Source organism: Alicycliphilus sp. T452 (assembly GCF_054512775.1).
Map to the genome: position 1 here is coordinate 68,868 of NZ_JBTNEH010000018.1, position 26,129 is coordinate 94,996.

21 protein-coding genes are annotated in these 26,129 nt (G+C 71.2%); 11 read left to right on the plus strand and 10 right to left on the minus strand.

The genetic code is table 11. The annotated features are described in order from the left end of the window. Positions 1 to 57: 57 nt before the first annotated feature. On the minus strand, positions 58 to 3,177 hold the full coding sequence (locus ACX12L_RS16130) for an efflux RND transporter permease subunit (protein WP_459263474.1): 3,120 nt from the start codon (positions 3,175 to 3,177) through the stop codon (positions 58 to 60). A 9-nt stretch (positions 3,178 to 3,186) separates the two neighbouring features. Further along, complete coding sequence (locus ACX12L_RS16135; protein WP_459263475.1) at positions 3,187 to 4,458, minus strand: efflux RND transporter periplasmic adaptor subunit; 1,272 nt, start codon at positions 4,456 to 4,458, stop codon at positions 3,187 to 3,189. Between the two features lie 92 nt (positions 4,459 to 4,550). Between ACX12L_RS16135 and hpnC the strand changes: the two genes are divergently transcribed. Next, positions 4,551 to 5,441 carry a squalene synthase HpnC gene (hpnC, locus tag ACX12L_RS16140; RefSeq protein ID WP_459263476.1) on the plus strand — a complete coding sequence of 297 codons (891 nt, stop codon included), beginning with the start codon at positions 4,551 to 4,553 and terminating at the stop codon, positions 5,439 to 5,441. 67 nt (positions 5,442 to 5,508) lie between these two features. On the opposite strand, the gene serB is transcribed toward hpnC, so the two are convergent. Then, positions 5,509 to 6,213: a phosphoserine phosphatase SerB gene (gene serB, locus ACX12L_RS16145; RefSeq protein ID WP_459263477.1), complete on the minus strand. Its 705-nt coding sequence runs from the start codon at positions 6,211 to 6,213 to the stop codon at positions 5,509 to 5,511. Positions 6,214 to 6,249: 36 nt separating this feature from the next. Next, a complete protein-coding gene (locus ACX12L_RS16150) occupies positions 6,250 to 7,146 on the minus strand; it encodes a LysR substrate-binding domain-containing protein (RefSeq protein WP_459263478.1) in 897 nt (298 codons plus the stop codon). 304 nt (positions 7,147 to 7,450) lie between these two features. On the opposite strand from ACX12L_RS16150, the gene ACX12L_RS16155 reads away from it, so the two are divergent. The 4 genes from ACX12L_RS16155 to hpnD all read left to right on the plus strand — a co-directional run bounded on the left by ACX12L_RS16155 (position 7,451) and on the right by hpnD (position 12,147). After that, positions 7,451 to 8,527 carry an ABC transporter ATP-binding protein gene (locus ACX12L_RS16155; protein ID WP_459263479.1) on the plus strand — a complete coding sequence of 359 codons (1,077 nt, stop codon included), beginning with the start codon at positions 7,451 to 7,453 and terminating at the stop codon, positions 8,525 to 8,527. 16 nt (positions 8,528 to 8,543) lie between these two features. After that, a complete protein-coding gene (locus ACX12L_RS16160) occupies positions 8,544 to 10,190 on the plus strand; it encodes an ABC transporter permease (protein ID WP_459263480.1) in 1,647 nt (548 codons plus the stop codon). 20 nt (positions 10,191 to 10,210) lie between these two features. Continuing rightward, positions 10,211 to 11,194, plus strand: coding sequence for an ABC transporter substrate-binding protein (locus ACX12L_RS16165; protein WP_459263481.1), 984 nt, complete (start codon positions 10,211 to 10,213; stop codon positions 11,192 to 11,194). Positions 11,195 to 11,307: 113 nt separating this feature from the next. Next, positions 11,308 to 12,147 (plus strand): presqualene diphosphate synthase HpnD, encoded by an 840-nt coding sequence (hpnD, locus tag ACX12L_RS16170; protein ID WP_459263482.1) that lies wholly within the window; start codon positions 11,308 to 11,310, stop codon positions 12,145 to 12,147. Positions 12,148 to 12,178: 31 nt separating this feature from the next. On the opposite strand, the gene ACX12L_RS16175 is transcribed toward hpnD, so the two are convergent. Next, positions 12,179 to 13,819 (minus strand): methyl-accepting chemotaxis protein, encoded by a 1,641-nt coding sequence (locus ACX12L_RS16175; RefSeq protein ID WP_459263483.1) that lies wholly within the window; start codon positions 13,817 to 13,819, stop codon positions 12,179 to 12,181. Positions 13,820 to 13,983: 164 nt separating this feature from the next. Between ACX12L_RS16175 and hpnE the strand changes: the two genes are divergently transcribed. Further along, a complete protein-coding gene (gene hpnE / locus ACX12L_RS16180; protein WP_459263484.1) occupies positions 13,984 to 15,276 on the plus strand; it encodes a hydroxysqualene dehydroxylase HpnE in 1,293 nt (430 codons plus the stop codon). A 34-nt stretch (positions 15,277 to 15,310) separates the two neighbouring features. Further along, positions 15,311 to 17,329 carry a DUF3482 domain-containing protein gene (locus ACX12L_RS16185; RefSeq protein ID WP_459263485.1) on the plus strand — a complete coding sequence of 673 codons (2,019 nt, stop codon included), beginning with the start codon at positions 15,311 to 15,313 and terminating at the stop codon, positions 17,327 to 17,329. Positions 17,330 to 17,423: 94 nt separating this feature from the next. Here the strand turns inward: ACX12L_RS16185 and ACX12L_RS16190 are convergent, their stop codons facing one another. Next, entirely contained in the window at positions 17,424 to 18,683 is a 1,260-nt protein-coding gene (locus ACX12L_RS16190; protein ID WP_459263486.1) for a YihY family inner membrane protein, read from the minus strand. A 21-nt stretch (positions 18,684 to 18,704) separates the two neighbouring features. Between ACX12L_RS16190 and ACX12L_RS16195 the strand changes: the two genes are divergently transcribed. The 4 genes from ACX12L_RS16195 to ACX12L_RS16210 are packed head-to-tail and all read left to right on the plus strand — an operon-like array spanning position 18,705 to position 21,897. Next, complete coding sequence (locus ACX12L_RS16195) at positions 18,705 to 19,100, plus strand: DUF2069 domain-containing protein (protein WP_459263487.1); 396 nt, start codon at positions 18,705 to 18,707, stop codon at positions 19,098 to 19,100. A 13-nt stretch (positions 19,101 to 19,113) separates the two neighbouring features. Then, positions 19,114 to 20,538 carry an FAD-binding oxidoreductase gene (locus tag ACX12L_RS16200; protein ID WP_459263488.1) on the plus strand — a complete coding sequence of 475 codons (1,425 nt, stop codon included), beginning with the start codon at positions 19,114 to 19,116 and terminating at the stop codon, positions 20,536 to 20,538. 52 nt (positions 20,539 to 20,590) lie between these two features. Next, positions 20,591 to 21,406, plus strand: a complete 816-nt coding sequence (locus ACX12L_RS16205; protein WP_459263489.1) for a thymidylate synthase — start codon at positions 20,591 to 20,593, stop codon at positions 21,404 to 21,406. Beyond that, the gene (locus tag ACX12L_RS16210; protein WP_459263490.1) at positions 21,403 to 21,897 is read left to right on the plus strand and encodes a dihydrofolate reductase; all 495 of its coding nucleotides are present in this window, start codon (positions 21,403 to 21,405) and stop codon (positions 21,895 to 21,897) included. The genes ACX12L_RS16205 and ACX12L_RS16210 overlap by 4 nt, the downstream gene beginning before the upstream one ends. Here ACX12L_RS16210 and ACX12L_RS16215 read toward each other — a convergent pair. From ACX12L_RS16215 to ACX12L_RS16230, 4 genes are read right to left on the minus strand one after another with little or no spacing between them, the layout of a single operon-like run. Then, the gene (locus ACX12L_RS16215) at positions 21,863 to 22,414 is read right to left on the minus strand and encodes a DUF2894 domain-containing protein (RefSeq protein ID WP_459263491.1); all 552 of its coding nucleotides are present in this window, start codon (positions 22,412 to 22,414) and stop codon (positions 21,863 to 21,865) included. The two genes, ACX12L_RS16210 and ACX12L_RS16215, sit on opposite strands and share 35 nt — an antisense overlap. A gap of 10 nt (positions 22,415 to 22,424) precedes the next feature. Continuing rightward, positions 22,425 to 23,081, minus strand: coding sequence for an OmpA family protein (locus ACX12L_RS16220; protein WP_459263492.1), 657 nt, complete (start codon positions 23,079 to 23,081; stop codon positions 22,425 to 22,427). Then, complete coding sequence (locus ACX12L_RS16225) at positions 23,078 to 25,438, minus strand: DUF802 domain-containing protein (RefSeq protein ID WP_459263493.1); 2,361 nt, start codon at positions 25,436 to 25,438, stop codon at positions 23,078 to 23,080. Before ACX12L_RS16225 ends, ACX12L_RS16220 begins: the two co-directional genes overlap by 4 nt. After that, positions 25,435 to 26,124: a DUF3348 family protein gene (locus ACX12L_RS16230; protein WP_459263494.1), complete on the minus strand. Its 690-nt coding sequence runs from the start codon at positions 26,122 to 26,124 to the stop codon at positions 25,435 to 25,437. Before ACX12L_RS16230 ends, ACX12L_RS16225 begins: the two co-directional genes overlap by 4 nt. Positions 26,125 to 26,129: the final 5 nt, after the last annotated feature.

The following is a 26,129-nucleotide window of genomic DNA, read 5'->3' on the forward strand; positions in this document are numbered from 1 at the left end:
CGGGTGAATTAGGTAAACCATAGATTTTACCTTGTTGCGCATACCCACCGCCGATGCCTACTGCCTGCGCACGCGGAACCAGGCCGCGTACATGGCGGGCAGCGCCAGCAGCGTGAGCACGGTGGCCACGACCAGCCCGCCCATGATGGCCACGGCCATCGGCCCCCAGAACACGCTGCGCGAGAGCGGGATCATGGCCAGCACCGCCGCCGCGGCCGTGAGAACGATGGGGCGCAGGCGCCGCACCGCCGCCTCCACGATGGCGTTCCAGGTGGGCACGCCGGCCGCGCGGTCGATCTCGATCTGGTCGATCAGGATCACCGAGTTGCGCTGGATCATGCCCATGAGCGCGATCACGCCCAGCAGCGCCACGAAGCCGAACGGCCGGTTCAGGAGCAGCAGCGCCGCTGCCACGCCCGCGATGCCCAGCGGCCCGGTGAGGAACACCAGCACCGAGCGGCTGAAGCTGTGCAGCTGCAGCATGAGCAGCGTGAAGACGATGAACAGCATCACCGGCACCCCGGCCACGATGGAGGCCGAGCCCTTGCTGCTCTCCTCCACCGCGCCCGCCACCTCGATGCGCACGCCGTTGTCGCCCGCCGCGCGCCAGCGCGCCTCCAGCGCGCGCAGCTCGGGCAGCAGCTGGGCGGTGACGGTGGCACCCTGCAGGCCTTCCACCAGGTCGCCCTGCACGGTGATGGCGTAGTCGCGGCTCCAGCGCCACATCACGCCCGGCTCCCAGGTGAACACGGGCCTGGCGATCTGCGTGAGCGGTATCGAGCGCCCCGAGGCCGTGGGCAGGTAGGCGTTGGCGATGTCGGAGATGGCCTCGCGCTCGTCGGGCGACTGGCGCAGCACGATGTCGATGAGCTTGTCGTTCTCGCGGTACTGGCCCACGGTGGTGCCCGTGAACATGATGCGCGAGGCCTGGGCGATGGACTGGCTGGTCACGCCCAGCGCGCGCGCCTTGTCCTGGTCCACCTCCAGGCGCACCACCTTCACCGACTCGTTCCAGTTGTCGTTCACGCCGACCAGGTTGGCGTTGGCGCGCATCGCGGCCTTGACCTCGTCGGCGCGCAGGCGCAGCGTGGCCGGGTCGCCGCCCAGCACGCGGAACTGCACGGGGTACGGCACGGGCGGCCCGTTGGGCAGCAGCTTCACGCGGCCGCGCGCCTCGGGCACCTCCTCGGCCAGCAGCCTGGGCAGGCTCAGGCGCAGGGCCTCGCGCTCGGGCAGGCCCTTGGCCAGCACGATGAACTGCGACACGTTGCTCTGCGGGAACACCTGGTCCAGCGGCAGGTAGAAGCGCGGCGTGCCCGAGCCCACCCAGGCGGCCACGCTTTCCACGCCGTCCTGCTCCATCAGGCGCCGCTCCAGGCGCTTGGTGACGGCCTCGTTGGCGGCGAAGGCGGTGCCCTCGGGGAACCAGAGGTCCACCATGATCTCGGGCCGGCTCGAATCCGGGAAGAACTGCTGCTGCACGCGCCCCATGCCCGCGATGCCCAGCGCGAAGATGGCGACGGTGGCGCCTATGGTGATCCAGCGGTGCTGCACGCACCAGTTCACGGTGGCGCGGAAGCGGTTGTAGAACGGCGTGTCGAACAGCTCGTGCGGCGGCGCGTCGGGATCGTGGGGCTTGACCTTGAGCAGCAGCGTGCCCAGGTAGGGCACGAAGTAGACCGAGACGATCCACGACAGCACCAGCGCGATCACCGTCACGGCGAAGATAGCGAAGGTGTATTCGCCCGTGACCGACTTGGCGATGCCGATGGGCAGGAAGCCCGCCGCCGTGATCAGCGTGCCCGTCAGCATGGGCTTGGCCGTCACGTCGTAGGCGAAGGTGGCGGCGCGCACCTTGTCGTAGCCCTCCTCCATCTTGCGCACCATCATCTCCACGGCAATGATGGCGTCGTCCACCAGCAGCCCCAGGGCGATGATGAGCGAACCCAGCGACACCTTGTGCAGCCCTATGCCCAGGTAATGCATGGCCAGGAAGGTGACGGCCAGCACCAGCGGGATGGTGATGCCCACCACCAGGCCGGGCCGGTAGTCGATGTGCCAGCCGAAGCGCCCGCCCTTGTGCAGCCCCAGCGACACGAAGCTCACGCCCAGCACGATGACCACGGCCTCGATGAGCACCTTGACGAACTCGTTCACCGAGGCGGCCACGGACGCCGGCTGGTCCTGCACCTGGTGCAGCTGCACGCCCGCGGGCAGGCGCGCCTGGATGCCGGCCGCCGCTGCGCGCAGCGCCTTGCCCAGGGCGATGATGTCCCCGCCCTTGGCCATGGAGATGCCCAGGCCTATGGCCTCCCGGCCCTGGAAGCGCACCTTGACCGACGGCGGCTCCACGTAGCCGCGGCGCACCTCGGCGATGTCGGACAGGCGCAGCTGCGCCCCCGAGGCGCCGCGTATCGGCATGGCGCGCAGCTGCTCCACGCTGGTGAACTGCCCGCCCACGCGCACCTGCACCATGTCCTGCGGCGACTGGATCACGCCCGCGCTCTCCACCGCGTTCTGCGCGCCCAGCTGCTGCAGCACCGCGTTGAAGTCCAGCCCCAGCTGGGCCAGGCGTTTCTGCGAAACCTCGACCCAGACCTTCTCGTCCTGCACGCCGAACTGCTCGACCTTGGCCACGTCCTTCACGCGCAGCAGCTGCTGGCGCACTTCGTCGGCGAAGTCCTTGAGCTCGGCGTAGCTGAAGCCCTCGCCCTGCAGCGCGTAGATCACACCGAACACGTCGCCGAACTCGTCGTTGAAGAACGGGCCCTGGATGTTGCCCGGCAGCTGGTAGCGCATGTCGCCGATCTTCTTGCGCACCTGGTACCAGACGTTGGCCACTTCGGCGGGCCGCGACGAGTCCTTGATCTCGAAGATGATCTGCGACTCGCCCGGCTTGCTGTAGCTGCGGATCTTGTCGGCGTAGGGCACCTCCTGCAGCGTGCGTTCGAGCTTGTCGGTCACCTGCTCGGCCACCTGCTGCGCCGTGGCGCCGGGCCAGTAGGTGCGCACCACCATCGCGCGGAAGGTGAAGGGCGGGTCCTCGTCCTGCCCCAGCTGGAAGTAGGCGGCGACGCCCAGCACCATCAGCACCACCATCAGGTAGCGCGTCAGGGCCACGTGGTTCAGCGCCCACAGGGACAGGTTGAAGCCCTTGCGGGGTTCCATTTGCGACATGGCGCCCCCTCAACGCGCCGCGGCCGGTGCCGCAGACGCTCCCGCATTCATAGCTGCCGACGCTTGCCCTTCGGGCGCTTGAGGCGATTTTGGCTTGTAGACCGTCACCTTCTGCCCCGGCGCCAGCGCATGCACACCGGTGGCCACCACCTGCATGCCGGGCGCCAGGCCCGCGGCGATCACGGCCTCGTTGCCGTCGGCCGTGGCGATCTGCACCACCTGCGAGCGCACCGTGCCGCCGCCGCCCTCGCCGGGCTCGTACACCCAGACCGCGGTCTGCCCGCCCTCCTGGCGCAGGCTGCTCGTGGGCAGGCGCATGGCCTGCACGCCGCCGTGCGCGAAAGCCTGCGGCGCCACGTAGACGGTGGCGCCCAGCGGCGGCACGTCGCCGCCGTCCACCGCCACCTTGACGAGGAAGGTGCGCGTCACCGGGTCGGCGCTGGCCGCCACCTCGCGCACCTTGCCCGGCATCGGCGCGCCCGCCGACCAGGCGCGCACCTGCACGGCCTGCCCCACGCGCAGCTGGCCCACCTTGTCCTCGGGCACGTAGAACACCGCGTCGCGCGGGCCGTCGCGCGCGACGCGCACCACGGGCGTGCCGGCGGCCACCACCTGGCCGGGCTCGGCGTCTATGCCCGTCACCACGCCGTCCGCGTCGGCCAGCAGGCGCGTGTAGTCGGCCTGGTTGCCCTGGGACGCGAGCTGCGCGCGCGCCTGCTCCAGCGCCGCCTGGGCCGACTTGAGCTGCGCCTGGCGCCGGTCCAGCTCGGCGCCGCTGATGAAGTTCTGCGCCTTGAGCTGCGAGAAGCGCTCGAAGTCCGCCGCCGCCAGGTCGCGCTGCGTGGTGGCGGCCGCCACCTGGGCGCGCGCGGCCTGCGTGGCCAGCTCGTAGTCGCGCGCGTCGAGCCGGGCCAGCAGCTGCCCGGCCTGCACGCGCTGGCCCAGCTCGGCCTGGCGCTGCACGATCTTGCCCGCCACGCGGAAGGACAGGCGCGACTCCACGCGCGCGCGCACCTCGCCCGCGTACTCCAGCTGCATCTGAAGGGGCGACGCGGCCACGGTCAGCAGCTTGACCGCCCGCACGGGCTCGGGCGCGGGCTGCTGGCGCGAACAGCCCGCCAGCAGCCCCAGGCTGACGCCGAGGGCCCACAGCAGAATGCCCCCACGCTCCCCGCAATGCGTGGTTCGCTGCCCCCCAAGGGGGCCGCTTTTTGTCTTGGGGCGGCCCGGCGACAAAAAAAGCCCCGACCGGGGCCGCACGAAGGCTGGAAGTAAAGGCATGGCAGGCGATGAGCCACAACGGCTCAGTTAATGACCGATGGGTTAGTAATCTAGGTGAAACCCTTTTTCACTGTCAAGCGACAATCCCCGCGGTGAACGCCCGACCATCCCCGCAGCCCGCCGCCGCGCCCACCCGGGCGGCGCCGGTCACGCATTACGAGAACTTCCCCGTCGCCTCGCTGCTGTGCCCGCCGCGCCTGCGCCAGCCGATCGCCGCCATCTACGCCTTCGCCCGCGCGGCCGACGACATCGCCGACGAAGGCCAGGCCAGCCCCGGCGAGCGCCTGGCCGACCTGCGCGCCTACCGCGCCGAACTGCACTCCATTGCCGCCGGCCGCCTCCCCGGGCCGCGCTGGGCCGTTGTCTTCGGCCCGCTGCAGGCCACGCTGCGCAGCCACCAGCTGCCCGTGGCGCTGCTCGACGACCTGCTCGACGCCTTCATGCAGGACGTGGCCATGACCCGGGACGGCGCCGCCCATGCCGACCGCGCCGCGCTGCTCGACTACTGCCGCCGCTCGGCCAACCCCGTGGGCCGGCTGCTGCTGCACCTGTACGGCGTGCACGGCGACGCGGCCCTGCGCGAGAGCGACGCCATCTGCAGCGCCCTGCAGCTCATCAACTTCTGGCAGGACCTGAGCGTGGACCTGCCGCGCGGCCGCCACTACCTGGCGGACGCCGACTGCGCGGCCCACGGCGTGGCGCGCGCCGACCTCGACGCGCTGCGGCGCACGCCCGCGAGCGACCGCCTCATCCTCGACTGCGCCGCCTGGGCGCGCGATCTCATGCTGCAGGGCGCGCCGCTGGTGCACCGCCTGCCCGGCCGCGCGGGCTGGGAGCTGCGCCTGGTGGTGCAGGGCGGCCTGCGCATCCTCGACAAGGTGCAGGCCCTGGGCGGCGCCAGCCTGACCACGCGGCCCCGGCTGGGCGCGCCGGACTGGCTGCGCATGCTGGCGCGCGCGGCGCGCATGCGTAGAAGCTACTGAAAGAATAGCTATATATCCTTTAGTGATTGGCGCTACAGGCCACTTCACCCCAAATCGGCGGAGACGTTCAGCGCAGCAGCTCCAGCAGCCGGTCCACGCCGCCGCTGTCGATGGCCACGTCGGCCCGCGCACGCACCATGGGCTTGGCGCGGTAGGCCACGCCCAAGCCCGCTGCGCCCAGCATCGGCAGATCGTTGGCGCCGTCGCCCATGGCAATGGCCTGCACGGGCGCAATGCCCATGGCTCTGCAGGTGTCCAGCAGCATGCGGCGCTTTTCCTCGCCATCGACAATGTCGCCCCAGGGCTGCGGCAGCAGGCGGCCGGTGACCAGGCCGCCCTGTACCTCCAGCACGTTGGCCCGCACATCTTCCAGGCCCAGCCGCACGCGCAGGCGGTCGGTGAAACAGGTGAAGCCCCCTGTCGCGAGAATGCAGCGCAGGCCCGCCGCCTTGCAGGCGCCGATCAGCTCGGGCACACCGGGGTTCAGGCGCAGCCTGTGCTCATACACGGCATCGAGCGCGTCAACGGGCAGACCACGCAGCAGCGCCACGCGCAGGCGCAGGCTCTCCTTGTAGTCCGGCAGATCGCCGCGCATGGCAGCCTCGGTGATCGCGGCCACCTCCGCGCCGCGGCCTGCCACCTCGGCCAGTTCGTCCACCGTTTCGATGGCGATCAGCGTCGAATCCATGTCGAAGGCGATCAGGCGGTAGTCGACCAGCGGCCTCAGGAGGTCGCGGTCGCGAACCCACAGGCCCGGGTGAATCTCATGCATATAGGGTTTCCTTGAAGGGTTGCCGGTGCCGGGGCATCAACCAGCGGCATGCCCCAACCCGCCGAGCCAGGCCACGAACTGACGCGCGAGGGGCGCCGCCGGGCTGTCGGTGCGGTACATGGCATAGATGCCCATGTCGGGCAGATGCGGACGTGCGAACAGCGGGCGCAGGCGGTCGGCGCGCATGTCCTCTTCGAGCAGGCACCAGGGCGCCATGGCCAGGCCCAGATCGTTCATCGCGGCCTGCAGACTCAGGAAGTGATGGTCGAACACCGGCCCCGGCAGCTGCGACGGCACCTCCAGCCCCGCCAGGCCGAACCAGCGCGGCCATGCATCCATGCTGCCGCAGACCTGCAGCAGTGGGTGCCCCAGGCAATCGGCCACGCTGTGGATGCGGTTGTGCCGAATAAAGCGCGGCGACGCCACGGGCAGCAGGTGGTCGTCCAGGCAGCGCACGCAGGTATGCTCGGGCCGCTGCATGGGCGCGCGGCGGATCACCACGTCGTTGCTCGCATCGGCCTTGTCGATGAACTGGCGCCCCAGGGTGGACAGCTGCACCTCGGTATCCGGCGCCACCGCCTGATAGCCCGCGAGGCGCGGAATCAGCCATTTCATGGCCAGCGAGGGCGAGGTGCAGACCCGCAACACGCGCAACTCGCCCGGCGACTTGAAGGTCTGCGTGGCCGCGGCAATGCGGTCCAGGCTGCCCTGCACTTCCAGGAAGTAATCGCGTGCATGCGGCAGCAGCAGCACGCCCCGGGCTTCGCGCGCAAACAGGGGCCGGCCCAGGTATTCCTCCAGGATGCGGACCTGCTGGCTGATCGCGCTGTGGGTGATGCTCAGCTCAACGGCCGCGGCTGTGAAGCTGGCATGGCGCGCCGCAGCCTCGAAGGCCCGCAGGGCCTTGAGCGGAGGCAGCACCCGCCTGGCCACGCGCGGCCCTCAGCAGGAAGTGTTCCAGGCGCAGGCCTCCACGCCCGGCACATGAACGTGCAGAAGCAGCAGGAGAAGTGGGCACAGGAGCAGCATGGTGGACGCGGGGCGAAGGGCGTGCGCGGCAAGTCCGCGCAGCACCGGCGCCCCGGGGCCAAGCCCGGCGCGCCGCCTGATCTTAGGGGCATCTTAGGGGTACCAGCCATTAGAAAAATTAACGCCATGCCCCAAAAATTACCGCTTGTGACCCTTGCGCGGCCTTCATAGCATGCGCCACAAGCCTTCCATGCATCCGATTTTCCCCATGGCATCCATCACCATCGACGGCATCGTCAAACAGTTTGGCGGACAGACGGTGCTGCAGCACCTGTCGCTGCACATTCCCGACGGCGCGTTCTACACCCTGCTGGGCCCCAGCGGCTGCGGCAAGACCACGCTGCTGCGCTGCATCGCGGGCTTCTATGAGCCCGAAGGTGGGCGCCTGTTGTTCGACCAGGACGATGTGACGCGCGTATCCACCCACCACCGCGACATCGGCATGGTGTTCCAGGACTATGCGCTGTTCCCCGACAAGACCGCCTTCGACAACGTGGCCTATGGGCTGCGCGCTCGCAAGGTGCCCAAGCCCGAGATCGCCGCACGTGTGGGCCAGGCCCTGGAGAAGGTGGGCCTGTCAGCCCTGGCGGACCGCTACCCCGCGCAGATGAGCGGCGGCCAGCGCCAGCGCGTGGCGCTGGCGCGTGCCCTGGTGATTCGCCCCCGTGTGCTGCTGATGGACGAGCCGCTGTCCAACCTGGACGCCAAGATGCGCCTGCAGATGCGCGACGTGATCCTGGATCTGGTGCGCGAGGCCGGCATCACCACCGTGTTCGTGACGCACGATCAGGAAGAGGCCCTGGCCATGTCCGACCGCATTGCCATCATGGACCGCGGCAGCATCGCCCAGTTGGGCACGCCCGAAGAGCTGTACGGCACGCCCGTCAACGCCTATGTGGCCGACTTCATCGGCTCCGCCAACGTGCTGCCCGTCAGGACGCACGCCGCGGCGGGCGCGGACCACGTGCGCTTCGAGCTCGCCGGCCGCCTCATGGACGGCGTGCCGGGCGGGCCGCTGCCGGGCAGCGAGGGCGTGCTGATCGCACGCCCCGAAGACCTGTCCCTCATGGCGCCGGCGCCCCACGTGCCCAATGCGCTGGGCGGCCAGGTGCTGCGCCGGCAATACCTGGGATTCAAGACGGCCTATCGCGTGCAATTGCACGATGGCCCCGAGATCCGCGTGGAGCAGCATGCCGGCAACACCGTGGCCGACTTCCAGCCGGGCGACCGGGTGCAGGTGCTGGTGCCCGCACACAGCCGCGTCGTGCCCCAGGCGGCCGCATAACCAGAAGGCAGCCGGCATGAAAATCAACTGGTGGCCCTGGGGCGTGCTGACCTTGGTCAGCCTGGCCCTGTTGTCGTTCTTTGTGCTGTATCCGCTGGCCGTGCTGTTCGGCAACAGCGTGCTGGACGAGTCCGGCGGCTATTCACTGGCCGCCTTCGCGGCGCTGCTGCACGACAGCCAATACGTGGAGGCCTTCCGCAACACACTGGTGCTGGGCTTTTCCGTCACGACCTGCACTGTGCTGGTGGGCGTGCCCTTTGCGTACATGGTGGCGCACTACGAGTTTCCGCTGAAGAACCTGGTGGCGGTACTGCCGGTGCTGACCATCGTGATCCCGGAGATCATCGTCGGCCAGTCCTGGCTGCTGATCCTGGGCAACAACGGCCTGCTGACCAATTTCTTCGCCAGCCTCGGCATCGAGCTGCCTTCGTTCTACGGCTGGACGGGCATGGTCTTCTCGATGACGCTGGTGTACTACACCTATATCTACCTGGGCGTGCTCGCCGCGCTGCGCGGCTTCGACGGGCAACTGGAGGAAGCGGGCCTGAGCCTGGGCACCTCGCCCCTGGTCACAAAGCTGCGCGTGCTGGTTCCGGTGATGCTGCCCGCGGTGCTGGTGAATGCGCTGGTGGTGTTCACGCTGGTGGTGGGTAATTTCGCGCTGTCGATGATGCTGGGCAGCCGCGTGCCGCTGCTCTCCGTGATGACCTACAACACCTTCGTCAGCGAGATGGGCGGCAGCCCCGCGCTGCAAAGCGCCATGTCCGTGGTCTCCATCGCCATCGTCGCCGTGGTGCTGTTCTTCCAGAAGCGCGTGGTGGAGCGCAAGATCTACACCATGACCCAGGGCCGGGCACCCGCGCCGGTGCGCGTACGCTCGGGGGCAGCGCTGCTGTTCACGGGCGCCGTGGGCCTCATCATCCTTGCGTCCATGCTGCCGCTGGTGGTGGTGTTCATTGCGGCGTTCACCGAAACCAGCGGCCCGGTGATGCGCTGGGGCTCCTGGTCGCTGGGAAGCCTGCAGCGCGCGCTGCATGGCGCGCCCGAACCCATCCTGAACTCCATCCGCTTCTCGTCCATGGCCACGCTGGCCGGCGTGGCGTTCGCCGTGCTCGTGAGCTATCTCACCATCAAGAAGCGCAACGCCCTGACCCAGGTACTGGACTACATCGTCGTGCTGCCGCTGACCATCTCGGGCACGGTGCTGGGCATTGCGCTGGTGCAGACCTTCAACACCGGCTGGCTCGTTCTCGCAGGCACCTCGGGCATCATGGTGCTGGCCTATACCGTGCGCCGCCTGCCGTTCGCGGTGCGCAACGCGTCGTCCACGCTGTTCAACATCCCGGAATCGATCGAGGAAGCCTCCATCAGCCTGGGCGTGTCGCCGCTCAAGAGCTTCTTCAAGGTGGTGCTGCCGGCGATGAAAGCCTCGCTCGTCTCGGCCGCCATCCTGATGTGGGTCACCACCATCTCGGAGCTGTCGGCCTCCGTGGTGGTCTACACGGGCGGCCTGGAGACCATGCCCATCGCCATCTTCCGCCAGGTCGACGGCGGACGCCTGGGCCTGGCCTCGGCATATGGCGCCGCACTGGTCACCGTGATCCTGCTGCCCATCATCGTGTCGATCAAGGTCTTCCGCATCAACCTCTTTTCCAGCAAGTAACCCCCACCGAAAGGCCCTCCATGAAAATCAAGACCCTTTTGCAATGCACATTGGCCGCTGTCAGCCTGGTGGCCAGCCTAGCCCAGGCGCAGACCGTGGTGCTGTACTCGTCCAACAACACCGAGACCATCGAGACCGCCCTCGACGTGGTCAAGAAACAGGCGCCCTCGCTGAACGTGCAGCAGGTGACGGGCGGTACGGGGTCGCTGATGAAGCGCATCCAGGCCGAGGCCAAGAATCCGCGTGGCGACGTGCTCTGGAGCGGCGGCTTCGGCACGCTGGGTGCCTACAAGGACCTGCTGGAGCCCTACAAGGCCCCGGGCATCGAGGCCATCCCCGCCGAGTTCCGCGGCCCCGGCAACCTGTGGGTGGGCACCAACCTGCACGTGATGGTGATGATGGTCAACGAGCGCCAGCTCAAGGGCCTGGCTGCGCCCAAGACCTGGTCCGACCTCATGAAACCCGAGTGGAAGGGCAAGTTCGCCATCACCGACCCCAGCAAGAGCGCCACCGCCTACATGCTGGTGTACGGCCTGCTCAAGCAGTTCGGCAAGGACGGCCTGGAGAAGATCGCCGCCAACGCCGTTGTGACGTCCTCGTCGGGCACCACGTACAAGGGCGTGGCCGCCGGTGAGTACGCCGTGGGCCTGACCATCGAATACGCCGCCCAGGAATACGTGGCCGGCGGCCAGAAGGAGATCAGGCTCGTGTACCCCAGCGAAGGCAGCTACCTGGCGCCCGAGGGCATGTTCATCGTCAAGGGCGCCAAGAACATGGCCGCCGCCAAGACGCTGTACAACGCGCTCATGAGCAAGGACGTGCAGGAAGCCGAGCTCGTGAAGAACTTCCGCCGCCCCACGCGCACCGACATCCAGGTGTCCAGGCTCACCACGCTGCCTGATCTGAAGTCGGTCAAGATCTTTCCCCTCGACCAGGACCAGGCATCGGCCGAGTACGAGCAGCTCGTCGCGCTGTGGAACCTCGCCGTCGGCAAGGCCCGCTGAGCGCCGGGCATCCCGCCATGGCCCGGCGCGCCCTGCGCCTCCGGGCTTTTTATGGCTGCGGCACCGGGTGGACGGCCAGAGCCGCACGGCGCGCATGGGACAATCACGCCCCCATGAATCCCGACCAGTACGTGCAGCAAAAGGCGGCCGCCTCCGGCAGCAGCTTCTATTACGCCTTTCTGTTCCTGCCACGCCAGCGCCGCGCCGCCATCACGGCCTTCTACGCCTTCTGCCGCGAGGTGGACGACGTGGTGGACGACGTCTCCGACGCGAGCGTCGCCCAGGCCAAGCTCGCCTGGTGGCAGGGCGAGGTGGCGCAGGCCTTCGCCGGCCGGCCCAGCCACCCGGTGATGCAGGCGCTGATGCCGCACGTGCCCGCCTACGGCATAGGGCAGAGCCAGCTGCAGGCCGTGATCGAGGGCTGCCAGATGGACCTGGAACAGACGCGCTACCTCGACTTCGCGGGCCTGGCGCGCTACTGCCACCTGGTGGCCGGCGTGGTGGGCGAGGTGGCGGCGCGCATCTTCGGTCAGCAGGATGAGCGCACCACCGAATACGCGCACAGGCTGGGCCTGGCATTCCAGCTCACCAACATCATCCGCGACGTGGGCGAGGACGCCATGCGCGGGCGCATCTACCTGCCCATCGCCGAGCTGCAGCAGTTCGACGTCAAGGCGCACGAGATCACCCGGCGCGAGTATTCGGACCGCTTCACCGCGCTGATGCGCTTCCAGGCCGAGCGCGCCCGCCGCCTCTACGACGAGGCCCTGGCCCTGCTGCCCGACGCCGACCGCCACGCGCAGAAGCCCGGCCTGATGATGGCGAGCATCTACCGCACGCTGCTCGCCGAGATCGAGGCCGACGGCTTCCAGGTGCTGCACCAGCGCACCAGCCTCACGCCGCTGCGCAAGCTGTGGCTGGCGTGGAAGGTGCAGGCACTCGGGCGCATGTAGTTCACAAGCGCCGCGAAGGTGGCCGTCTCCATCAGACCGCCGCCAGCGCCTGCTGGCCGGCCGGCGCGCCGGCGGTGATGGCCAGCCCTGCGGGCCGTGCGGCCCTCTGCTCCAGCCTGAACGTGGCCGCCAGGCTGGCAAGCTGGCGCGCCTGCTCCTGCAGCGCGCTGGAGGCAGCCGATGTCTGTTCGACGAGTGCCGCATTCTGCTGCGTCACGCCATCGAGGTGCGCCACGGCATGGTTGATCTGAGTCAGGCCCGTGGATTGCTCGCGGCTGGCCATGGCGATCTCGTCCACGATGTCGGCCACGCGCTGGATGCCGGTCACGATTTCCTGCATGGTCGCGCCCGCCTGCGCCACCTGCCCGCTGCCGACCTCGACCTTGGCGACCGAGTCGGTGATGAGCTGCTTGACCTCCCTGGCCGCCTGCGCGCTGCGCTGCGCCAGGCTGCGCACCTCGCCGGCCACGACGGCAAAGCCGCGCCCCTGCTCGCCCGCGCGCGCCGCCTCCACGGCGGCGTTGAGCGCCAGGATGTTGGTCTGGAAGGCAATGCCGTCGATCACGCCGATGATGTCCACGATCTTGCGCGAGGACATGTTGATGGCCTCCATGGTTTCGACCACCTGCGACACCACGGCGCCGCCGCGCTGCGCGACGCCGGTGGCCGAGGACGCGAGCTGGCTGGCCTGTGCCGCGCTGTCGGCGTTCTGCTGCACGGTGCCCGACAGCTGCTCGGTGGCCGACGCCGTCTGCTGCAGGGCGCTGGCCTGCTGCTCGGTGCGCGAGGACAGGTCCTGCGTGCCCACCGCCACCTGGGAGGATGCGCCGGCGATCATCTCCGCGCCATCGCTGACCTGGCCGATCATCCGGCCCAGGTTGCCGCGCATGGTTTCCATCTGGGCCAGCATGGCCCCGATCTCGTCCTTGCCCTGGTGCTCGATGCGGTGCGTCAGGTCGCCGGCGGCGATGGCCGCGGCGGCGGTATTGGCGCCGTGAAAGCCCCGGTTCAGGCGCGCCAGCAGCAGCAGGCCCAGCGCGGAGGCAGGCACCCCCAGCAGCAGGATGGCCAGCACGAAAACCACCAGCCCGATTTCGTAGCGCTGCTGCGCGGCCTGGTAGGCGTCATGGGCGCGCTCGACCTGGTAATCGCGGAAAGCCTGCATCGCCTTGACCATTGCTTCGCCCTCCGCCCGGCCCGCGGCCAGGAAGGCGGCCATGTTCGCGGGACTGAAATCGCCCTTGCCGATGAGCTCCACCTCTTGCCGCAGCTTCGTCGCCCACGCCGCCCTGGCGGCCTGCGCCGCCTCGAACAGCGCGCGCTCCTTGGGTTCCGTCGCGCCCTCCATGTCCTTTTGCAGGGCATCGGCCTTGGCCATATTGGCCAAGACGGCGTCCAGGTGGAACGTGACGGGATGGTCGTGGATGCTGGCCAACTCGCTGCCCGGCGCATGCTGGAAGGCCAGCAGCACCTGCATGCGGCTTTGCACCGCCAGATCGGTCACCTGGTTGGCCAGCAATGCCCGGCGCATGGCTTCATCATGGAGGGTTTTCAGGTTGTCGCGCGCCGAAGACAGGCCCCAAAGGCCCACCCCGATCACCGCGCCCCCCAGCAACCAGAACATGCACAGCACGATCATGAACCGCTGGGTGATCCGCAAGCTGTTCCACATAAAAATATCGCCATCATTTTGTTACGATTGTTAAATTATATCCACCTCTCTGGAATGTTCATTGCCCTCCAGGATCCTGCGCCGCCGCCATGCGGCACATGCCATCCTTCCTCATGCGCCCGCCATCACCGCCTCCATCGAAGACCGCCGCCGCAGGGCAAGCCATGAAGGTCGCCGTCATCGGCGCGGGCTGGGGCGGCATGGCCGCCGCCGTGCGCGCCGCGCAGGCCGGCCACGGCGTGACGGTGTTCGAGGCCAGCCGCACGCCGGGCGGGCGCGCGCGCGCCGTGGCGGCGACGCTGGCGGACGGCCGGCCCGTGGTGCTGGACAACGGCCAGCACATCCTCGTCGGCGCCTATGCCCAGTGCCTGGACCTGATGCGCACCGTGGGCGTGCGGCCCGAGGAGGCGCTGCTGCGCCTGCCGCTCGCGCTGGTCTTTCCCGACGGCACGGGCCTGCGCCTGCCGGATGCGCCGCCGCCCTGGGATGCGCTCATGGGCATCGCCCGCGCGCGCGGCTGGAGCGCCGGCGAACGGCTGGCGCTGCTCGCGCGCGCGGCGCGCTGGCGCCTGGCGGGCTTTCGCTGCGCGCCGGGCGCCAGCGTGGCCGAGCTGTGCGCGGGCCTGCCTTCCCGGCTGCTGGACGGGTTCATCGAACCGCTGTGCGTTTCCGCGCTGAACACGCCCACGCGCGAGGCCTGCGGCCAGACCTTCCTGCGCGTGCTGCACGACAGCCTGTTCAGCGGGCGCGGCGGCTCCCACCTGCTGCTGCCGCGCACCGACCTGGGCGCCCTGTTTCCCGAACCCGCGGCCCAGTGGCTGCGCGCACGCGGCCACGCCGTGCACCTGGGCCGGCGCGTGCAATCCCTGGCGCGGGACGGCGCCGGCTGGAGCGTGGACGGCAAGCCGTTCCACGCCGTGCTGCTCGCCACCGGCAGCGCCGAGGCCGCGCGCCTGGTGGCCGGCGCCGCCACGCCCGCCGCCGAACACGCCGGCCTGCAGGCCTGGGCCGCCACGGCCCAGGCCTTGCGCTTCGGCGCCATCGCCACCGTGTATGCCGAGCAGCCGGGCGCGCACGGCGCGCTGCTGCCCCTGCCCCTGCTGGCCTTGCGCCACCGGGGCGGGCGGCCCGCACAGTTCGTGTTCGACCGTGCGCGGCTCGATGGAACGGCCGGCCTGCTGGCCTTCGTGGTCAGCGCCTTCGAGGGCGAGCGCGCCCGGCTGGAGCGCGAGGTGCTGGCCCAGGCCGCCGAGGACCTGCGCCTGCCCGGCCTGCGCGTGGTGCAAACTGTGGTGGAGAAGCGCGCCACCTTCGCCTGCACCCCCGCCCTCGCGCGCCCGCTGCGCGCCATCGCGCCGGGCCTGCAGGCCTGTGGCGACTATGTGGCCGGGCCCTACCCGGCCACGCTGGAGGGCGCCGTGCTGCATGGCATGGCGGCGGCGCAAGACGTGATCTGAGAACGTGTTTACGTGATCTGAAGAAAGGACGGGCATGCACGTGAGCTGGCAGCAGCTGCGCAGCGTGACGCTGGCGCAGGCCATCGAGCACGCGGACGGCGAACGCACCCTGGTCAGCCAGACCGAGTGGGACGAGGCCACGCGCCAGGCCATGGAGGCCGCGCGCGGCCGCGGCGTGCAGCGCGTGGGCGTGGACGACGTGGTGCTCGACCGCGCCGCCGCGGTCGTCGCGCGCGCCGCCGGCCGCGACGCCACCGTGGCCGCGCTGCAGCAGCCCGGCGCATCCGCGCGCTGGCTGGCCCGCGGCCTGCCGCTGGCGGCGCTGCTGCTGGGGCTGGCGCTGGACCGCATCGCCAACGCGCACCGCGTGGACCTGCTCTCGCCCCCGCTGCTGGCCGTGCTGGGCTGGAACATCGCCATCTACGCCCTGCTGCTGTGGCGCGCATGGCGCAGGCCGGGCAAGGAGCGCGGCCTGCTCGCCCCCCTGCAGCACTGGGTGCTGCGGCGCCAGCTGCCCGGTGGGCGCGCCGCGCGCCGGGGCCTGGCGGCCCGCATCGCGGCCGGCTTCTACGCGCGCTGGTCGGCCCTCACGCTGGAGCGCTTCGCGCAGCAGGCCGCCTGCGTGCTGCACCTGTGCGCCGCCGCCTGGGCCGCGGGCATCGCGCTGTCGCTGCTGCTGCGCGGGCTGGTGGTGAGCTACCGATTCGGCTGGGAGAGCACCTTCCTGGATGCGGCCCAGGTGCACGCCATCGTCAGCCTTCTGTTCGCGCCGCTCACCCTGCTGCTCGGCCTGGCGCCGTTCTCGCAGGCCGACATCGCCGCCACGCAGAACTTCGCCGGCGAAGGCGCCGCCGGCAGCCGCTGGGTGTGGATGTACGTGGGGCTGCTGGCCCTCGTGGTGGTGCTCCCGCGCCTGCTGCTGGCCGCCTGGGCCGGCTGGCGCCAGGCGCGGCTGGCGCGCCCATGCACGCTGGAGACCCATGGCAGCGACTTCGACGCGCTGCGCCAGGCGCTGCCGGGCGACCTGCTGGTCGGCCTGCTGTGTACCGCGCCGGCGCAGGAAGAAACGCTGCGCATCCTGCTGGCGCTGCACGCCGACCATGGCGCCATGGCCAGCGCGCAGGGCGACCGGCTGCGCCTCGTCCAGCCTGCGGACGCGGCCGCCGCCACGCCCGTCGATGCCGTGCTCGCCTGGGGCGACGGGCCGGCACCCCAGGCTCCGCCCGCCTGGCGCCAGGCCCCCGCGCTGGCGCTCGGCGGCGCCGAATTCGGCCCCAGCTGGATCCAGGACGGTGTGTTGTTCGAGCGCCTGGCAGCGCTGCTGCCCACGCAGCAGCACGCGCTGGCACGGCTGGGCCAGGCCTGGCAGGCGCGCAACGAGGCGCTCTTCACCCAATCGCTGCAGGCGCTGGCCGGACACCTGCATGCCTGCGCCGCCCTGGTGGGCGCCGGGCAGGGCGCCGCCCGCTACGCCACCCTGCTGCACGAGCTGGACGCCACGCTGGGCGACCTGCACGGCCACGGCGCGGCGGCCTTGCCCACGCCCATGCAGTTGCCGCCGCCCGCATCGCCCACGCCGCCGCCACAGACACGCACCGGCGACGGCACGGCCCTGGCCGTGGGCACATCGGCCGGCGCGGCCGCAGGGGCCGCGGCCGGCGCCAAGGTGGGCGCCATGATCGACGTAGGCACGGGCGGCATGACGCTGGGCGTGGGCACGGCCCTGGGCGCGCTGCTGGGCGGCACCACGGCCTGGGCGCTGCGCACCCTGCAGAAAAAAGGGGAGAAGCAGGACGACACCGACGAACTGCTGCGCCACATGACCGAGGCCGCATGCACGCGCTACCTGGCGCTGTCCCACCTGGGGCGGGTACCCGCGCAACAGGCCGGCGACCTGGGCGCGCGCTGGCGCGCCGAGGTCACCGGCACCGTGGCCGCCCATTGGCCGCAGCTGACGGCCGCCCTGCAGCCCCCAACCCCGCCGGCCGACCCGCTGCAGCCGCTGCTGCGGACCATGCTGCGGGGCATCCTGCAGCGCAGCGCGGCGCGCTAGGCTCCCGTACTGTGGGGGGTCAGGTTTATTGGGGGGCAGATTCCAATTTCCCCTGCGGAAAATTGGAATCTGCCCCCCAATAAACCAACAACAATCACGCAGCCCGCGGGCGCTCCAGCACGTCGGCCAGCCTGAGCACCTCCAGCCCCGTGTGGGCCCAGAAGCGCTCCAGCGGCCCGGTGCGCTCCAGCAGCAGGCGCTGCACCAGCGGCTCCATGGCGGTGGTGGCGGGGTCGGCCAGCAGCACGTGGCGCGCGTCCGCCGAGCCCGGCGCGCCGGCAGCGGTTTCGTTGACCTGCACCACCCAGCCCAGGCCCATGAGTGCGTCCAGCACGGGTTCGAGCTGCAGCACGTCCACGCGCAGCATCTGCGCCAGCTGCGCGGCCGTGAGGCCGTGGGCCGGCTGGCCGCGCGCACCGTGCAGCTGCTGCAGCGCCTCCACGGCCAGCAGAAAGGTCCAGCCCTGCCCGCCCGCATGCCGCGCCACACCGGCCAGCAGGCTGGGCAGGTAGGCCGCGACCACGGCGCCCAGCAGCACGATGACCCAGGCCACGTAGATCCACAGCAGCAGGATGGGCAGCGTGGCGAAGGTGCCGTAGAGCACCGAATAGGTGGGCACCGAGGCCAGGTACAGCGCCAGCCCCTTCTTGGCCAGCTCCATGCCCACGGACACGAACAGGCCGCCCGCCCAGGCGTAGCGCCAGTGCACCTGGGTGTTGGGCACGTAGCGGTACATGGCCGCCACGCCTGCGGCCAGCACCAGGAACTCGATGGAGTCCAGCAGCAGGCGCGTGCCGCCAGGCAGCGTGGCGCCCAGGCCGCGCGAGGCGGCGCTGGCCATGGAGGTGGTGAGCGCCAGGCTGGCCGCCAGCACCAGGGGGCCGAGCGTGATGGCCGCCCAGTAGATCAGCACGCGCTGGCCCAGCGGGCGCAGGCGGCGCACGCGCCAGATGGTGTTGAGCGTGCGGTCTATGGTCAGGATCAGCGCCAGGGCCGTGAGCATGAGCACGGAAAAGCCCGCCATGCCCAGGCCGCTGGCCTTGGCCGAGAACTGCGTGAGGTAGCCCAGCACCGGGCGCGAGATGCTGTCGGGCACCAGGCTGTCCACCAGCCAGCGCTGCAGCACCTGCTGCATCTGGCCGAAGATGGGGAACGCCGAGAAGACGGCCAGCGCCACCGTGAAGAACGGCACCAGCGCCAGCAGCGTGGTGAACGTGAGGCTGCTGGCGGTGAGCCCCAGCCGGTCCTCGCGGAAGCGCTCGCGCAGCATGTGCGCCGTGGTGCGCCAGGGAAAGTGCGACAGCTGCGCGATCCAGGCCTCGATACGCTGCGCAAGGGGTGGGGACAAGGACATGGCCGATATGATGCCAGCCCCATGCATTCCGAAATCGCCCCCCCTGTGACCACCGACGTGGCCGCCACGCGCTGGCTGGCCGTGGGCAGCCTGCTGGGCCTGATCGTGCTCAGCCTGGCCTGGGAGCTGTGGCTCGCCCCCCTGCGCCCCGGCGGCTCGTGGCTGGCGCTCAAGGCGCTGCCGCTGGCCGTGCCGCTGGCGGGCCTGCTCAAGCGGCGCATGTACACCTACCGCTGGGTCAGCCTGCTGGTGTGGCTGTACTTCACCGAAGGCGTGGTGCGCGCCTGGAGCGACCCCGCCCCCGGCAACTGGCTGGCCGGCGCCGAGATCGCGCTGTGCCTGCTGCTGTTCACCGCCTGCGCCCTGCACGTGCGCCTGCGCCTGCGCGCCGCCAAGGCTGCGCCGGCCACCACTTGATCGAATGATTGCCATGACCACTGCCCTGCTCGACTCCCTGCGCCAGATCGTCGGCGCCGCCCATGTGCTCACCGATGGCGACCTCACGGCCTATGAACAGGACTGGCGCAAACGTGTCAAGGGCAAGGCCCTGGCCGTGGTGCGCCCCGCCTCCACCGCCGAGGTGGCGGCCGTGGTCAAGGCCTGCGCCGCCGCCGGCAGCCCGATGGTGCCGCAGGGCGGCAACACCGGCCTGTCGGTGGGCAGCACGCCCGACGGCAGCGGCACCCAGGTGGTGCTGAGCCTCACGCGCATGAACCAGGTGCGCGCCATCGACCGCGACAACCTGACCATGATCGTGGAGGCCGGCTGCATCCTGCAAAGCCTGCAGGAGACGGCCGACAAGGAAGGCCTGCTGTTCCCCCTGAGCCTGGCGGCCGAGGGCAGCTGCACCATCGGAGGCAACCTGGGCACCAACGCCGGCGGCACCCAGGTGGTGCGCTACGGCAACACGCGCGAGCTGTGCCTGGGCCTGGAGGTGGTCACGCCCCAGGGCGAGGTGTGGGACGGCCTCTCCGGCCTGCGCAAGGACAACACGGGCTACGACCTGCGCGACCTGTTCATCGGCAGCGAGGGCACGCTGGGCGTGATCACCGCAGCCACCATGAAGCTCTTCCCCCAGCCCGCCGCGCGGCTCACCGCCTGGGCCGCCGTGCCGTCCATACAGGCCGCCGTACGCCTGCTGGGCCTGGCGCACCAGCACCTGGGCGCGGGGCTCACGGGCTTCGAGGTCATGGGCCGGTTCGCGCTGTCGCTGGTCATCAAGCACATGCCGCAGCTGCGCGTGCCGTTCGCGGGGCTGGACGGCGCGCCGCCCTACTACGTGCTGCTGGAGAACAGCGACAGCGAGTCCGAGGAGCACGCGCGCGAGCGCTTCGAGGCGCTGCTGGAATTCGCCTTCGAGGACGGCTGCGTGCTCGACGCCGTGGTGGCCGAGAGCCTGTCGCAGGCGCACGAGCTGTGGCACATCCGCGAGAGCATCCCGCTGGCCCAGGCCGAGGAAGGCCTGAACATCAAGCACGACATCTCCATCGCCGCGTCGCGCATCCCAGCGTTCGTCGAGCACACCGACGCGCTGCTCGCGCGCGAGATCCCCGGCGTGCGCCTGGTCAACTTCGGCCACCTGGGCGACGGCAACCTGCACTACAACGTGCAGGCGCCCGAGGGCGGCGACGCGCGCGAGTTCCTGCGCACGCAGGAAGACCGGGTGAACCAGCTGGTCTACGACGCCGTGGCGCTGTTCCACGGATCGTTCTCGGCCGAGCACGGCGTGGGCGTGCTCAAGGCCGACAAGCTCGCGCACTACAAGTCGCCCGTGGCCCTGTCCATGATGCGCGCCATCAAGCAGGCGCTGGACCCGCAGGGCCTCATGAACCCGGGCTGCATTCTTCAAAAATAGGAGCCGCCAGCGCTTGTCAGTCAAGCGCTGGAGCCACTTTTCATTCAAAAAAATGACGCACCGCCCCATCCGCCACCAATACGAAGACCTCATGCGCCATGTGTTCGAGCACGGCGCCGCCAAGGGCGACCGCACGGGCACGGGCACGAGGAGCGTGTTCGGCCACCAGATGCGCTTCGATCTGCGCGAGGGCTTCCCGCTCGTCACCACCAAGAAGGTGCACCTCAAGTCCATCGTCCTGGAGCTGCTGTGGTTCCTGCAGGGCAGCGGCAACGCGCGCTGGCTGCAGGAGCGCGGCGTGACCATCTGGGACGAATGGGCCGACCCTGCGAGCGGCGACCTGGGCCCCGTGTACGGCGTGCAGTGGCGCAGCTGGCCCACGCCCGGCGGCGGCCACATCGACCAGATCGCGCAGGTGGTCGAGACGCTCAAGACCAACCCCGACAGCCGCCGCATCATCGTGAGCGCCTGGAACGTGGCCGAGCTCGACAAGATGGCCCTGATGCCCTGCCACGCCTTCTTCCAGTTCTACGTGGCCGAGGGCAGGCTCAGCTGCCAGCTCTACCAGCGCAGCGCCGACATCTTCCTCGGCGTGCCCTTCAACATCGCCAGCTACGCGCTGCTCACCCACATGCTGGCGCAGCAGTGCGACCTGGAGGTGGGCGACTTCATCTGGACCGGCGGCGACTGCCACATCTACAGCAACCACTTCGAGCAGGTGCGCACGCAGCTCGCGCGCGAGCCCCGGCCCTACCCCACGCTGCGCATCAAGCGCCGCCCGCCGTCGATCTTCGGCTACGGGTACGAAGACTTCGAGGTCGAGGGCTACGACCCGCACCCGCCCATCAAGGCGCCGGTGGCCGTATGAACGTGCACCTGATCTACGCGCGCGCCGCCAACGGCGTCATCGGCAAGGACGGCGCCATGCCCTGGCACCTGCCGGAAGACCTCGCGCACTTCAAGCGGCTGACCCAGGGCCACCCGGTCATCATGGGCCGCAAGACCTGGGACTCGCTGCCCGCGCGCTTCCGCCCACTGCCGGGGCGCGCGAACATCGTCGTCACGCGCCAGGCGGATTGGAACGAAATCGGCGCCCAGCGCGCATCCAGCCTGCGCGAGGCGCTATCGATGGCAAAGCAGACGGATTCCGAGGCATGGATCATCGGCGGCGCGCAGATCTACGCCCAGGCCCTGCCCCTGGCCACCCGCATCGAGGTGACCGAGATCGGGCGCGACTTCGACGGCGACGCCCATGCCCCCCAGCTCGGCCCCGAGTGGCAGGAAGTGGCGCGCAGCCGCCACGTGGGCAGCGGCGGCCTGCCGTTCAGCTTCGTGACCTACGAACGGCGGCCCGGCTAGCCGCCGCGCGGCGGCTGCGCACCGGCGCTGGCGCGGGCGGCGGCGGGGCCTGCATCCGGTCGAGCGCGAGCAGCGCATCCACGTAGGGCACGAAGCGCTGCAGGTATTCGGGCGAGGTCTCGCGCATCAGCACCAGCGCGCGGTGCACGAGGTGGTGCGAGTTGAGCGGCCCGGCCTGCGGCGGCACCTGCGCCAGCGCCTGGCGCAGCCGCTCCTCGGCGGACAGGCGCGTCCAGGTGGCGCGAAAGCGCTGCAGCGTGTGCAGCTCGCGCCGGGAAGCGGCCGCGCCTTCGGGTGCGGCCTCCCCATGGCCGCGCGCCAGCTCCCGGGCCAGGGCGCCCAGCGCGCCCTGCGGGCGGGCGGCAGGCGCTGCGGCCACAGGCCCTGCGGCGCCGGGCTGCCCGCATTCGGCCATCAAGGCGGCCAGCCGCGCATCGAGCAGGCGGCGCGCCTGCCCGGCCTGCGCGGCGGCCCGGCGCGCCAGCGCCTCCATGAAGAGCGATCGCACCGGGTTCACGCTCTGCCCTTCACGGTTGCGCGCCGCGCGCGGGGCGCGGCATGGGGGCCATCTCCACGCGGCGGTTGCGCGCCCGCCCCTCGGCGTCGGCATTCGACGCCACGGCCTGCTCGGCGCCGAACGCGGCGGCGAACACCTGGGCCGAGGGAATGCCCTCGTCGATGAGCGCGCGCGTGACGGTCAGGGCGCGCTGGGCCGACAGCTCCCAGTTGTCGGCGAAGCGCGCATTGCCGCCGCCGCCGCGCATGGGACGGTCGTCGGTGAAGCCGCTCACCATGAGGATCTCGCCGCGCTCGCGCAGGTAGGCGGCCAGCGGCGCGGACAGGCTGCGCAGCAGCTGCCGCCCCTCGGGCTGGAGCTCGTCGGAGTTGAAGGCGAACAGCACGCTGCCGCTGATGCCGATGCGCCCGTCCTGCAGCGTCACGCGGCCCGCCGCGAGCGGCCCGGCCAGGGCCTGCTCCAGCGTGGTGAGGCGGCGGGCCTGCTCGGCGCGCTGGCGCTGCTCGGTCTTGAGGCGTTCGGCCAGCTCCATCTGCATGCCCAACGCGCACACGAGGATGAGCGCGAACGCGCCCAGCGCGCCGCCCATCAGGTCGCCGAACACGGCCCACACGGGCGCGGCGGGCTCCAGGCCATCGTCGAGCTCGCTGCCGGCGTGCACCGTCATGCCGCGCTCTCCTCGGCACGCTGCGCGGCCACCTGCTGCAGGCCGTCGATGATCTGCTTTTGCGCGCCCACGCTCAGCTCGATCACCTCGCGCGCCTGGGCCACGTAGTAGTCGAGCTGCTCGTCGCTGCGCGCGAGGGACTTGTCCATGGCGGCCTCGATGCGCTGCAGCTGCGCGAGCATCTGCGCGCTGGCCTGGCCGAAGAGCTGCACCGCGCCGCCGAAGGCCTCGCCCAGGCTCGCGACCTCGATGGCGCCGGCGGCGACCTGCGCGGCCGCGCCTTCCAGGCGGCCCGCCTGCGCGTCGAGTGTCTCGGCGAAGCGGCCGCCCGCGCGCTCCATGGCGCCGGCGGCCTGGGCCACGAGCGCGTCGATGGCGCTGCGCTGCTCGTCGGCGGCGCGGCCGGCGGCACCGAGCAGCGTGGACAGGGTTTCGAGCAGGCGTGCGCGCTCGTCCAGCATGGCGTTGTCGCGTGCGATGCTGTCGGTGATCTGCTGGCGCAGCTCGCCCATGGCCTGGGCCGCGGCGCGAGGCGCCTCTGCCGCGGCGTGCACCAGCCGCTGCACCTCGTCCAGCGTGCCCTGCGCCTGGGCCTGCATGTGGCGCGCGATATCGTCCGCGGCCCGGGCCAGCGCATCGCCCGTCTGCTGGTGCTGCGCGGCGGCCTGGGCGCCCGCCCGGCGCCATTCGTCGGCGAGCGTGGCGGCCACGGACTGCAGCGCCTGCGTCCACCGGGCCAGGCGCTGTTCCTCCTGCGCGGCCAGGCGGCTTTGCAGGCCCTCGTGGGCCTGGTCCACCGATGCCTGCAGTGCGGCGGCATGGCGTGCCAGGCCGTCCGTGGCGGCCTGCAGGGCCTGCTGCTGGCGCTCGGCCAGTTGCGCGCCCTCGTGGGCCTGGCGGGCCAGCGCCTCGCCCGTCTGCTGGTGCTGCGCGGCGGCCTGGGCGCCCGCCCGGCGCCATTCGTCGGCGAGCGTGGCAGCGACGGACTGCAGCGCCTGCGTCCATTGGGCCAGGCGCTGCTCTTCCTGCGCGGCCAGGCGGCTTTGCAGGCTCTCGTGGGCCTGGTCCACCGATGCCTGCAGTGCGGCGGCATGGCGGACCAGGCCGTCCGTGGCGGCCTGCAGGGCCTGCTGCTGCCGCTCGGCCAGTTGCGCGCCCTCGTGGGCCTGGCGGGCCAGCGCCTCGTCCCAGCGCGTGGCCTGGGCTTCGGATTGGTGCGAGAGCCGCTGCGCCAGGTCGGCGGCCAGTTCGGCCGTGCGCTGCTCGAAACCCTGCGTGAAACGCGCCAGCGCATCGCCCAGCGCCTGCGCGGTGGCCTCGCCCGTGCTGCGGTGCTCGGCCAGCGCGCTCGTCCATTGCGTGCTGACGGCGGTGGTGGCCTCGCCGAAGCGCTCGGCCATGGCGTCGAGCTGGCGGCCCACCTGCTGCGCCATCGACTCCTGCAGGCGGGTGCTCTCGCGCGCCAGGGCGGCCAGCGTGGCTTCCGCCACCGGCTGGATGGCCGCGCCGGCCTGGGCCGCGCTCTGCGCAGCGGTGTCCGCCAGCGTGCGCTGCACCGTGGCGGCCAGGGTGGTGTAGGCGGCTTCGGTCTCGCTGTAGAAGCGCTGCTGCTCGGCGGCAAGGCGCTCGCCCAGCGCCTGCTGCTGGCGCTCCAGCGCGGCCATGCAGTCCTGCAGGCGGTCCACCACCTGGGGCATGACGCCCGCCTGCTGCCCCAGCAGGCGCAGCGATGCCTCGCGCTGGTGCTGGCTGGAGAAGGGCCGCAGCGGGCCGGCCGCTGCGGCGTCGAGCCGCCGCGCGGCGCGGATGCGCTCGCGCCGGCACAGCGCCGTCATCAGCCCCAGCATGGCCGAGGCGGCCACGCCCGCCACCGAGGTGCCGAACGCCAGCCCCAGGCCGCGCACGGGCGCCGACAGCGCGTCGCGCATGGCATCGAGCCCGTCGGCGCCTGCCAGCGCGGCGCCCGTGCCGTTCAGGGCGACCACCATGCCCCCGAAGGTGCCCAGCATGCCCAGCAGCACCAGCAGGCCGCTCAGGTACGAGGCGAGCACCGGCCCCGGCAGGCCGGCGCGCGCGCCTTCGACGCGCTGGCGCACGGCGTCGCGCAGCGCGGCGGGCAGCGTGGCCAGCCAGTCGTCCAGCCGCGCGGGGGTCTGCGAGAGCGCGCCCAGCGCACCGGCCAGCGCCTCGGTCGCGCGCGAGAAGCGCAGCAGTTCCCAGCTGCCAAGCAGGTAGAACGCCGCGATCAGCACGATGATGGCCAGCGCCAGCGGCTGGGCCTGCAGGTAGCCCGCGCCCACCCAGCCCACGGTGGCAAGGCCCGCCGCGAACGCGGCCAGGGAAAACAGTTTCGTCATGTACAGCCCGAAGGGGTATGGCGGCGAAGCGCTTCGAGAAGCCCTTCGACCGGTTGCAATCTCAACTCCAGCTCGGCCAGCAGCACGGCCTGCAGGTCGGCGCGGAACGCGTCCGGCCCGGCCTCGGCCGCACACAGCCGCTGGAAGTGTTTTTCGAGCCGCGCGGGCACGGCCGCGAACAGGCGCTGCTCCTGCGCCGCCAGCGCCTGGGCCAGCACCACGTCCACCGCGGCCAACCGCGCCGCATCAGGGCCGCAGGCCGCCAGGGCAGCGCGCACGCGGTCGCGCAGCGCGCCTGTCGCCACGGCCATTGCCTGCTGGCGGGCCACGCAGCACTGGCGGTACGGAGCGAAGCCCATGCCGGCCTCCAGCGGCGAGCGGCCTGCAGCCTGCACTTCGCGGCCGATGGCCTGCGCGAGCGTGGCGCGCACGCGCTCGTACTCAGCGTGTTCCCCGGTGTAGCGGGCCTGGGGGCCGGCGGCCGTGGCGGACGCCGCGGGCCGCTCCAGGGCGGCCGACAGCGCGATGGCATCCGCCCAGCCCACCCATTGGACCAGGCCGTCCGCGAATGCGGCGCGGGGCTCGCCCGCGCGCCCTGGCGCCTCGCCCATGCCGGCCAGCAGGCGCACCAGCGCCGAACCCGTCAAACCCGTGCGCCCCGTGTTCTGCGCCATAGTGCGGTTCATGCGGC

What these genes read in the sequence shown, in the direction of transcription:
- ACX12L_RS16190 (WP_459263486.1), bottom strand. Translation starts at nt 18,683, where the DNA reads ATGTCCTTGTCCCCACCCCTTGCGCAGCGTATCGAGGCCTGGATCGCG.
- ACX12L_RS16230 (WP_459263494.1), bottom strand. Translation starts at nt 26,124, where the DNA reads ATGAACCGCACTATGGCGCAGAACACGGGGCGCACGGGTTTGACGGGT.
- hpnD (WP_459263482.1), top strand. Translation starts at nt 11,308, where the DNA reads ATGAATCCCGACCAGTACGTGCAGCAAAAGGCGGCCGCCTCCGGCAGC.
- ACX12L_RS16205 (WP_459263489.1), top strand. Translation starts at nt 20,591, where the DNA reads ATGACGCACCGCCCCATCCGCCACCAATACGAAGACCTCATGCGCCAT.
- ACX12L_RS16225 (WP_459263493.1), bottom strand. Translation starts at nt 25,438, where the DNA reads ATGACGAAACTGTTTTCCCTGGCCGCGTTCGCGGCGGGCCTTGCCACC.
- ACX12L_RS16160 (WP_459263480.1), top strand. Translation starts at nt 8,544, where the DNA reads ATGAAAATCAACTGGTGGCCCTGGGGCGTGCTGACCTTGGTCAGCCTG.
- ACX12L_RS16130 (WP_459263474.1), bottom strand. Translation starts at nt 3,177, where the DNA reads ATGTCGCAAATGGAACCCCGCAAGGGCTTCAACCTGTCCCTGTGGGCG.
- ACX12L_RS16185 (WP_459263485.1), top strand. Translation starts at nt 15,311, where the DNA reads ATGCACGTGAGCTGGCAGCAGCTGCGCAGCGTGACGCTGGCGCAGGCC.
- ACX12L_RS16200 (WP_459263488.1), top strand. Translation starts at nt 19,114, where the DNA reads ATGACCACTGCCCTGCTCGACTCCCTGCGCCAGATCGTCGGCGCCGCC.
- ACX12L_RS16210 (WP_459263490.1), top strand. Translation starts at nt 21,403, where the DNA reads ATGAACGTGCACCTGATCTACGCGCGCGCCGCCAACGGCGTCATCGGC.
- ACX12L_RS16220 (WP_459263492.1), bottom strand. Translation starts at nt 23,081, where the DNA reads ATGACGGTGCACGCCGGCAGCGAGCTCGACGATGGCCTGGAGCCCGCC.
- ACX12L_RS16155 (WP_459263479.1), top strand. Translation starts at nt 7,451, where the DNA reads ATGGCATCCATCACCATCGACGGCATCGTCAAACAGTTTGGCGGACAG.
- ACX12L_RS16175 (WP_459263483.1), bottom strand. Translation starts at nt 13,819, where the DNA reads ATGTGGAACAGCTTGCGGATCACCCAGCGGTTCATGATCGTGCTGTGC.
- ACX12L_RS16165 (WP_459263481.1), top strand. Translation starts at nt 10,211, where the DNA reads ATGAAAATCAAGACCCTTTTGCAATGCACATTGGCCGCTGTCAGCCTG.
- ACX12L_RS16195 (WP_459263487.1), top strand. Translation starts at nt 18,705, where the DNA reads ATGCATTCCGAAATCGCCCCCCCTGTGACCACCGACGTGGCCGCCACG.
- serB (WP_459263477.1), bottom strand. Translation starts at nt 6,213, where the DNA reads ATGCATGAGATTCACCCGGGCCTGTGGGTTCGCGACCGCGACCTCCTG.
- ACX12L_RS16135 (WP_459263475.1), bottom strand. Translation starts at nt 4,458, where the DNA reads ATGCCTTTACTTCCAGCCTTCGTGCGGCCCCGGTCGGGGCTTTTTTTG.
- hpnE (WP_459263484.1), top strand. Translation starts at nt 13,984, where the DNA reads ATGAAGGTCGCCGTCATCGGCGCGGGCTGGGGCGGCATGGCCGCCGCC.